This window comes from Microbacterium sp. B24, assembly GCF_000333415.1.
Classification (GTDB): domain Bacteria; phylum Actinomycetota; class Actinomycetes; order Actinomycetales; family Microbacteriaceae; genus Microbacterium.
The window spans coordinates 1-7285 of sequence record NZ_BADB01000530.1 but is presented as its reverse complement, the minus strand read 5'-3'; the positions used below and the strand labels follow the sequence as shown (position 1 = coordinate 7285).

The 7285-nt window shown below is 69.2% G+C and carries 8 protein-coding genes and 1 pseudogene; 7 read left to right on the top strand and 2 right to left on the bottom strand.

Annotated features, from left to right (window positions below):
* The 3 genes and pseudogenes from I5I_RS15650 to I5I_RS15640 form a co-directional block, all read left to right on the top strand.
* Window positions 1–333 (top strand): annotated as a pseudogene (locus I5I_RS15650) (TetR/AcrR family transcriptional regulator); the annotation flags it as partial.
* Window positions 326–1078 carry a 3-hydroxybutyrate dehydrogenase gene (locus I5I_RS15645; RefSeq protein ID WP_036321949.1) on the top strand — a complete coding sequence of 251 codons (753 nt, stop codon included), beginning with the start codon at window positions 326–328 and terminating at the stop codon, window positions 1076–1078. The pseudogene I5I_RS15650 and the gene I5I_RS15645, both read left to right, overlap by 8 nt.
* Window positions 1075–1989, top strand: a complete 915-nt coding sequence (locus tag I5I_RS15640; protein ID WP_036321952.1) for an alpha/beta fold hydrolase — start codon at window positions 1075–1077, stop codon at window positions 1987–1989. The genes I5I_RS15645 and I5I_RS15640 overlap by 4 nt, the downstream gene beginning before the upstream one ends.
* 12 nt (window positions 1990–2001) lie before the next feature.
* On the opposite strand, the gene I5I_RS15635 is transcribed toward I5I_RS15640, so the two are convergent.
* Entirely contained in the window at window positions 2002–2790 is a 789-nt protein-coding gene (locus I5I_RS15635; protein ID WP_036321948.1) for an IclR family transcriptional regulator, read from the bottom strand.
* A 107-nt stretch (window positions 2791–2897) separates the two neighbouring features.
* Between I5I_RS15635 and I5I_RS15630 the strand changes: the two genes are divergently transcribed.
* Genes I5I_RS15630 through I5I_RS15620 form a run of 3 tightly spaced genes read left to right on the top strand, consistent with a single transcriptional unit; the run spans window position 2898 to window position 5534 of the window.
* The gene (locus I5I_RS15630; protein ID WP_036321946.1) at window positions 2898–3698 is read left to right on the top strand and encodes a CoA transferase subunit A; all 801 of its coding nucleotides are present in this window, start codon (window positions 2898–2900) and stop codon (window positions 3696–3698) included.
* Between the two features lies 1 nt (window position 3699).
* Window positions 3700–4353 carry a CoA transferase subunit B gene (locus tag I5I_RS15625; protein ID WP_187289973.1) on the top strand — a complete coding sequence of 218 codons (654 nt, stop codon included), beginning with the start codon at window positions 3700–3702 and terminating at the stop codon, window positions 4351–4353.
* Window positions 4350–5534, top strand: coding sequence for an acetyl-CoA C-acyltransferase (locus I5I_RS15620; protein ID WP_036321945.1), 1185 nt, complete (start codon window positions 4350–4352; stop codon window positions 5532–5534). The genes I5I_RS15625 and I5I_RS15620 overlap by 4 nt, the downstream gene beginning before the upstream one ends.
* A 29-nt stretch (window positions 5535–5563) precedes the next feature.
* Here I5I_RS15620 and I5I_RS15615 read toward each other — a convergent pair whose 3' ends face one another.
* Window positions 5564–6190, bottom strand: a complete 627-nt coding sequence (locus tag I5I_RS15615) for a TetR/AcrR family transcriptional regulator (RefSeq protein ID WP_036321944.1) — start codon at window positions 6188–6190, stop codon at window positions 5564–5566.
* Here I5I_RS15615 and I5I_RS15610 point away from each other — a divergent pair.
* On the top strand, window positions 6189–7285 hold a 1097-nt coding region (locus I5I_RS15610; RefSeq protein WP_441295543.1), incomplete at its 3' end, for an MFS transporter. The genes I5I_RS15615 and I5I_RS15610 overlap by 2 nt on opposite strands.

The window sequence follows — 7285 nt, the reverse complement described above, 5'->3', positions numbered from 1 at the left end:
GCCCATCCCGCCCTGTACCGCGTGGTGCGTGAGGCCGAGTTCGTCTCTCCCGAGATGCTGCGTCTGCACTACACCCGCATCGTGGAGGGCTACGAAGCCGGTCTGCGCGCCGCCCAGGCGTCGGGCGATGTCGACACCGCCCTGGATCCCGAGGTCACGGCGTGGGCCCTCATGGGGGCCGGGGAACTCATCGGTATGCGCTTCCTGCTGTGGGAGCGCGATGAGGAAGGCCGTCCGCCGGCCGCGATCGGCGACGAGATCATCGACGGCATGATGCGCTTCATCCGCAACGCGCTCGCGGTGCGCACCGAGAAGGGATCAAGGCATGAGTGAACACGAACTCTCGGGTCGTCGCGCGGTGATCACTGGCGGTGCCAGTGGTATCGGGCTTGCCTGCGCGGAAGAGTTCGCGCGCCGTGGCGCACACGTCGTGATCGCGGACTTCAACGGTGAAGCCGCCCAGCGCGCTGCCGACCGCGTGGGGGGAGAGGCCTGGGTCGTGGACCTGTCCGACACGGTCGCGCTCGACGAGCTGTCGCTGCACGCCGACATCCTCCTCAACAACGCGGGTGTGCAGACGGTCGCGCCCCTCGAGACGTTCTCGCCGGAGCGGTTCCGTTTCATGCAGCGACTCATGGTCGAATCGCCCTTCCTCCTCATCCGCGCCGTTCTGCCCGGGATGTACGAGCGGGGCTGGGGGCGGATCATCAACATCTCCAGCGCCCACGGTCTGCGCGCGAGCGCCTACAAGTCGGCGTATGTGACGGCGAAGCACGCGCTGGAGGGGCTGTCGAAGGTCACGGCGCTGGAGGGCGGCGCTCATGGGGTGACCAGCAACTGCATCAACCCGGCCTACGTGCGCACGCCACTGGTCGAGAAGCAGATCGCCGACCAGGCGCGCGTCCACGGCATCGGCGAGGACGAGGTGGTCGAGAAGGTCATGCTCACCGAGTCGGTGATCAAACGCCTGATCGAGCCGCACGAGGTCGCCTCACTGGCCGCATGGCTCGCCGGCGACGACGCCGGCATGGTCACGGGCGCCAGCTACACGATGGACGGCGGGTGGACGGCACGATGAGCACCCGTACCGCGCGCGCCGTCGACGTGGACGTTCCCGGGGGGCGGCTGAGGGTGGGGGTGTGGGATGCCGAGTCTGGTGCCCCCACGATCCTCGCCGTCCACGGAGTGACGTCGTCGCACCTCGCGTGGGAGCTGCTGGCCGCGGCGCTGCCGGGAGTGCGGATCGTCGCGCCCGACCTGCGCGGACGCGGACGGAGCAACCGGCTGACGGGACCCGCCGGCATGGCTGTTCACGCCGATGACCTCGCCCTCGTCTGTCGCACACTCGAGGTCGTGCCCGATCTGGTGGTCGCGCACTCGATGGGCGCGTTCGTCTCGGTGGTCTTCGCAGATCGGCATCCGGAGCTCGCTCGACGACTCCTCCTCGTCGACGGAGGCCTCCCGCTGGCCGCGCCAGAGGGGCTCTCGCCGGACGAGCTCGTCGCTGCCATCCTGGGCCCGACGGCCGAGCGGCTGTCGAAGAGGTTCGCCACCGTCGACGCGTACCTCTCGTTCTGGCGAGGACACCCCGCATTCGCGGACGACTGGTCGAGCGAGCTGGAACACTACCTGGCTTACGATCTCGAGCCCGAGCCGGACGGTTCGTATCGACCGGCGACGAGCTATGCGACGACGCTCGAGGACACCGTCGACATGAACACGCGCTCGACGGTTGCGGATGCGCTCGGCGCTCTCACGACGCCCTCGACACTGGTGACGGTGCCGCGCGGCCTGCAGGACGAGACCCCCGGACTCTATCCACCGGCGCACCTGGCGGCGCAACTGCGGGCCTACCCTTCGGTGGCGCACGTCGCGTGGCCCGAGTTCAATCACTACACGGTGGTGCTCTCGCGCGCCGGAGCAGACAGGTTGGCGGCGCTCGTGGAGGAGCAGCTCGGGGCTTCCGTTCCGCGGCTTCCGGCCGCCTAGCTTCTGTTGCGCTCAGCGGGCACCCGCGGCCACGCGGGTCGTCAGTTGGTGTGCGTGGGCGAGCAGTGTCCGGCCGAGCTCCGGGATGCGCTCCGGCGTGAAGCGGAACTCCACGCCCGTCAGGCTCAGTGCCCATTGCGGATGGGCGGAGCGCGTGAACACGGCGGCTCCCAGACCGAAGCTGCCTTCGACGATGAGGCCCGGATTGAGGGCGTAGCCGCGCGCCTGCGTCTCGCGCAGCCGCGCCCGCAGACGTGGCTCGGCGTGCGGGACGCCGTGGCGCTCGCCGAGGTCGGGATGGCGATCGAAGTAGGCGTCCACATCGTGAGGAGGGAGAAAGGCCAGGATGGCCAGCCCGGCCGAGGCGACGCCGAGGGGGAAGCGCACGCCCTCCGACAGCACGAAGGAGCGGATGGGGAAGGCGCCGTCCTCGCGGATGAGACAGACCGTCTCGTCGCCGCGGCGCACGGACAGGAACGCGCTCTCCTCCGTGCGGACCGCCAGCGACCGCACGATGTCGCGCGCGATCGCCGTGATGTCGTACCGGGATGCCGCGACCGTTCCCATGAGATAGAGCTCGGGCCCGGGCACCCAGGCCCCCGACTTCTCGTCCTGATCGACGAGACCTTCGTGACGCAGCGCGGACAGCAAACGGTGCACCGTGGGTCGGGTGAGATCCGCCCGGCGCGCGATCTCGGCGACCGACACGCCGTCTGCGCCCGCGGACGTCACCAATCGCAGCAGAGCTGCTGCGCGGGCGACGGACTGGGCGCCGGGCACCGTGCGTCGCGAGGTGTCCATGATGTGGACAGTAGGCGACGCGGCATCCACATGGCAAGCGGCGAGGTGCGGACCGCGCCGACGGGGCGGAGGATGGGAGGGCACACGCGATGACAAAGGAGTGATTCGTGATCGACAAGACCTATCCGTCCGCGGCCGCAGCCGTGGCCGACATTCCGGACGGCGCGTCGCTCGCCGTCGGCGGGTTCGGCCTGTCCGGCAACCCCATCGCACTCATCCAGGCACTGCTCGCTCAGGGCACGAGCGAACTGTCGGTGGTGTCCAACAACTGCGGTGTCGACGACTGGGGGCTCGGTGTACTCCTGAATGCCAAGCGCATCCGCAAGATGACCTCGTCGTACGTCGGCGAGAACAAGGAGTTCGAGCGTCAGTTCCTCTCCGGCGAGCTCGAGCTCGAGCTCACCCCGCAGGGGACTCTCGCGGAGAAGCTGCGTGCCGGCGGCGCCGGGATCGCGGCGTTCTATACGCAGACCGGGGTCGGTACGCAGGTGGCCGAAGGGGGACTGCCTCGCGCCTACGACGGCGCGGGGGGTGTGGCTGTCGCGTCGCCGCAGAAAGACGTCCGTGCCTTCGAGGTGACGGGTGAGAAGCGCGACTACGTGCTCGAAGAGGCGATCGTGACCGATTTCGCGCTCGTCCACGCCGCCAAGGGCGACACGCACGGCAATCTCGTCTTCCACCGCGCGGCACGCAACTTCAATCCGCTCGCCGCGATGGCGGGCTGCGTCTGCATCGCGCAAGTCGAAGAGCTCGTCGCGCCGGGCGACCTCGACCCGGACAGCATCCACCTGCCGGGCATCTACGTGCATCGCATCGTCGAGGTGGGCAGCGACATCGAGAAGCGGATCGAACGGCGCACCGTCACCGTGTCGGACGCGGCCGCACGGACATTTCCCGAAGGAGCCTGACATGGCATTGACCCGCAACGAGATGGCCGCCCGCGCGGCCGCCGAACTCACGGACGGCTCGTACGTGAACCTCGGCATCGGTCTGCCGACCCTGGTGCCGAACTTCGTGCCCGACGGCGTCACCGTCGTGCTGCAGTCCGAGAACGGCATCCTGGGCGTCGGCCCGTACCCCGCCGAGGAGCAGGTCGATCCCGACCTGATCAACGCGGGCAAGGAGACCGTGACCGTGCTTCCGGGCGCCTCGTTCTTCGACTCCGCGCTGAGCTTCGGAATGATCCGCGGTGGCAAGATCGACGCCGCGATCCTCGGAGCGATGCAGGTCTCGGCGTCGGGCGACCTTGCGAACTGGATGATCCCGGGAAAGATGGTGAAGGGTCCCGGCGGCGCCATGGACCTGGTCCACGGTGCCGCCCGTGTGATCGTGCTGATGGAACACGTCGCCCGTGACGGCTCGGCCAAGATCGTCCATCAGTGCACGTTGCCGCTGACCGGGCGCGGAGTGGTGGACCGCATCATCACCGACCTGGCCGTCATCGACGTCACCGACCGCGGACTCGTTCTCGTCGAGACCGCTCCGGGCGTCAGCGTCGACGAGGTCCTCGCCGCCACGGAACCCCCTCTGATCATCGCCGAGAAGCTCAAGGAGATCGCATGAGCACCGCCGACATCGTCATCGTCGCTGCCGCCCGCACCCCGCAGGGGCGACTCAAAGGCCAGCTGGCCGCTTTCACCGCCCCGCAGCTGGGTGGCCTCGCGATCGCGGGGGCACTGGCGGCGGGCGCGATCCCTGCGGATGCCGTCGACGCGGTCATCATGGGGCAGGTGCTGCCCGCGGGATCGGGACAGAACCCCGCGCGCCAGGCCGCGCTGGCCGGCGGGATCGGATGGGACGTCCCGGCATCCGCGGTGAACAAGGTCTGCCTCTCGGGGCTCACGGCCATCATCGACGCGAAGCGGATGATCGCGTCGGGCGATGCGACCGTGGTCGTGGCCGGCGGTATGGAGTCGATGACGCGCGCCCCGCACCTGCTCATGGGCTCGCGCGACGGATGGAGCTACGGCTCGGTGGAGGTGCTGGACCACATGGCCTACGACGGCCTCACCGACGCCTACGACCGCGAGAGCATGGGCGCATCGACGGAGCGCCTCAACCCGCGATACGAGGTGACGCGTGAGCAGCAGGACCATGTCGCTGCCCTCTCGCACCAGCGCGCGGCAGCGGCACGGGATGCCGGCGTCTTCGACGCGGAGATCGTGCCCGTGGAGGTCCCGCAGCGCCGCGGAGCGGCGGTCACCGTGACGAGCGACGAGGGCATCCGTGCGGACACGACCGAACTGACCTTGGCCGGGCTTCGCCCCGCGTTCTCCGCCGACGGCTCCATCACCGCCGGAAACGCCTCGCAGATCTCCGACGGTGCTGCTGCCGTCGTCCTGACGACGCGCGCGCACGCAGATGAGAACGGGTGGCCGGTGCTGGCCGTCGTCGGAGCCGCGGGTCAGGTCGCCGGTCCGGACAACTCCCTGCACGCGCAGCCGGCGCGAGCGATCGCTCAGGCTCTGCAGCGGCAGCACCTTGCGGCATCCGATCTCGATCTCGTCGAGATCAACGAAGCGTTCGGGGCGGTCGTCGCACACTCGCAGCGCGAGCTGGGAATCGGCGAGGACGTCGTGAATGTGCACGGGGGAGGCATCGCCCTGGGTCATCCGATCGGAGCGTCCGGCGCACGTCTGGTCGTGCACGCCGTGCACGAGCTCGTACGCCGCGGTTCGGGAACGGCGGCCGTCGGCCTCTGTGGCGGCGGCGGTCAAGGGGAGGCGCTGATCCTGACGCGCTGAGCCGCCCCGGTCGGGTAGCGGGCTGCAGGTCAGCCCGCGCGCAGACCGAGCGCGGGTAGGAGCACGTCGTCGACGAGGGAGATGACGAAGTCGCGGTCGACGGGTCTGCCGAGCATGAGAGTGCGGTAGGCGGTCATCGACGGGATCACCTGCGAGAGCAGTGCGAGGTCGACGTCGCGGGCGACCTCGCCGCGATCGATGGCGCGTTGGATCAGCACACGCAGCGCGGCCGCCCTCGGCTCGACGATGGCGGCGCGCGCGGCATCCGCGAACTCGGGGGACTCCGACATCAGCGAGACCATTCCCGCCATGATGCGCAGTTTCCGCTCCCCGTCCTTCATGACGGGAGCCTTGATGTTCGCGACCAGGTCACCGCGCAGCGATCCCGTGTCCGGAAGGTCGGCGTGGGAAGAGCTCTTCATGCAGGCGACGGCGTCGATGACCAGCTCCGCCTTGGAGGGCCACCGTCGGTAGAGCGTGGCCTTGCCCGCACGCGCACGTGCGGCGACCATATCGACGGTCATGCGCTCGTACCCCTTCTCGGCGAGGATGTCGAGAGCAGCGGCGAGGATCTCGGGGTCGCGGGAGTGATCGCGCTTGCGACCCAGCTTGGGGGTGGGATCGACGTCCTCATCGGCGAGGGTGGTGTCCGTCATGGGAAACAGTCTAGTTCAGGAACCGGCGTGTTCAGGAACTGTGCGGTTTCGGAACTCGCAAGTGTCGTATAAAGTCTCCCGCATGACCTCACCCTCGCCCGAAGCCGCTGCGGCGGCGCCCTCCGGCCGGCGCTGGCTGACACTCGGTGTCGTCGCGCTGGCACAGCTGATGGTCGTCCTGGACGCGACCGTCGTGAACATCGCGCTGCCGGCGGCGCAGGCCGATCTGCAGTTCTCGGTCGGCGACCGGCAGTGGATCATCACCGCGTACTCGTTGGCCTTCGGCTCGCTCCTGCTGCTCGGCGGCCGTCTGTCGGATCTCATCGGACGCAAGCGCGCCTTCATCATCGGACTCGTCGGGTTCGCGCTCGCATCGGCGCTCGGCGGGATGGCGGGGTCCTTCGGGCTGCTCGTCGTCGCTCGCGCACTGCAGGGCGCGTTCGGTGCACTGCTGGCTCCCACCGCACTCGCCGTGCTGACGACGACCTTCACCGACCCCAAGGAGCGGGGTCGTGCCTTCGGCGTCTTCGGCGCGATCGCGGGCGCCGGCGGCGCCATCGGCCTCCTGCTCGGCGGCATCCTGACCGAGGACCTCAGCTGGCGCTGGAACCTCTACATCAACGACGTCATCGCGGTCGTCGCCGTCATCGGGGCGATCTTCTTCGTGCACACGGTCGCCCGCAGCGGCCCCCGTCCGAAGCTCGACGTGCCGGGCACGATCCTCGTCTCCGGAGCCCTGTTCTCTCTCGTGTTCGGCTTCTCACGGGCCGAGACCGACGGCTGGGGCGCGCCCATCACCTGGGGGACGCTCACGGCCGCGGGCGTTCTGCTCATCGCCTTCGTGCTGTGGCAGCAGCGCGCCGAACATCCTCTGCTGCCGCTGCGGATCGTCCGCGATCGCAACCGGGCGTCGGCGTACAGCTCGATCCTCATCGCCGGCGCGGGGATGTTCGGGATCTTCCTGGTCGTCACCTACTACCTGCAGACCACGCTGGGGTACTCCCCCATCCAGACCGGTCTGTCGTTCCTGCCGATGATCGCCATGCTCGTGCTCAGCGCGCAGCTGTCGACCAACATCTCCTGNCGCGCTTCGGC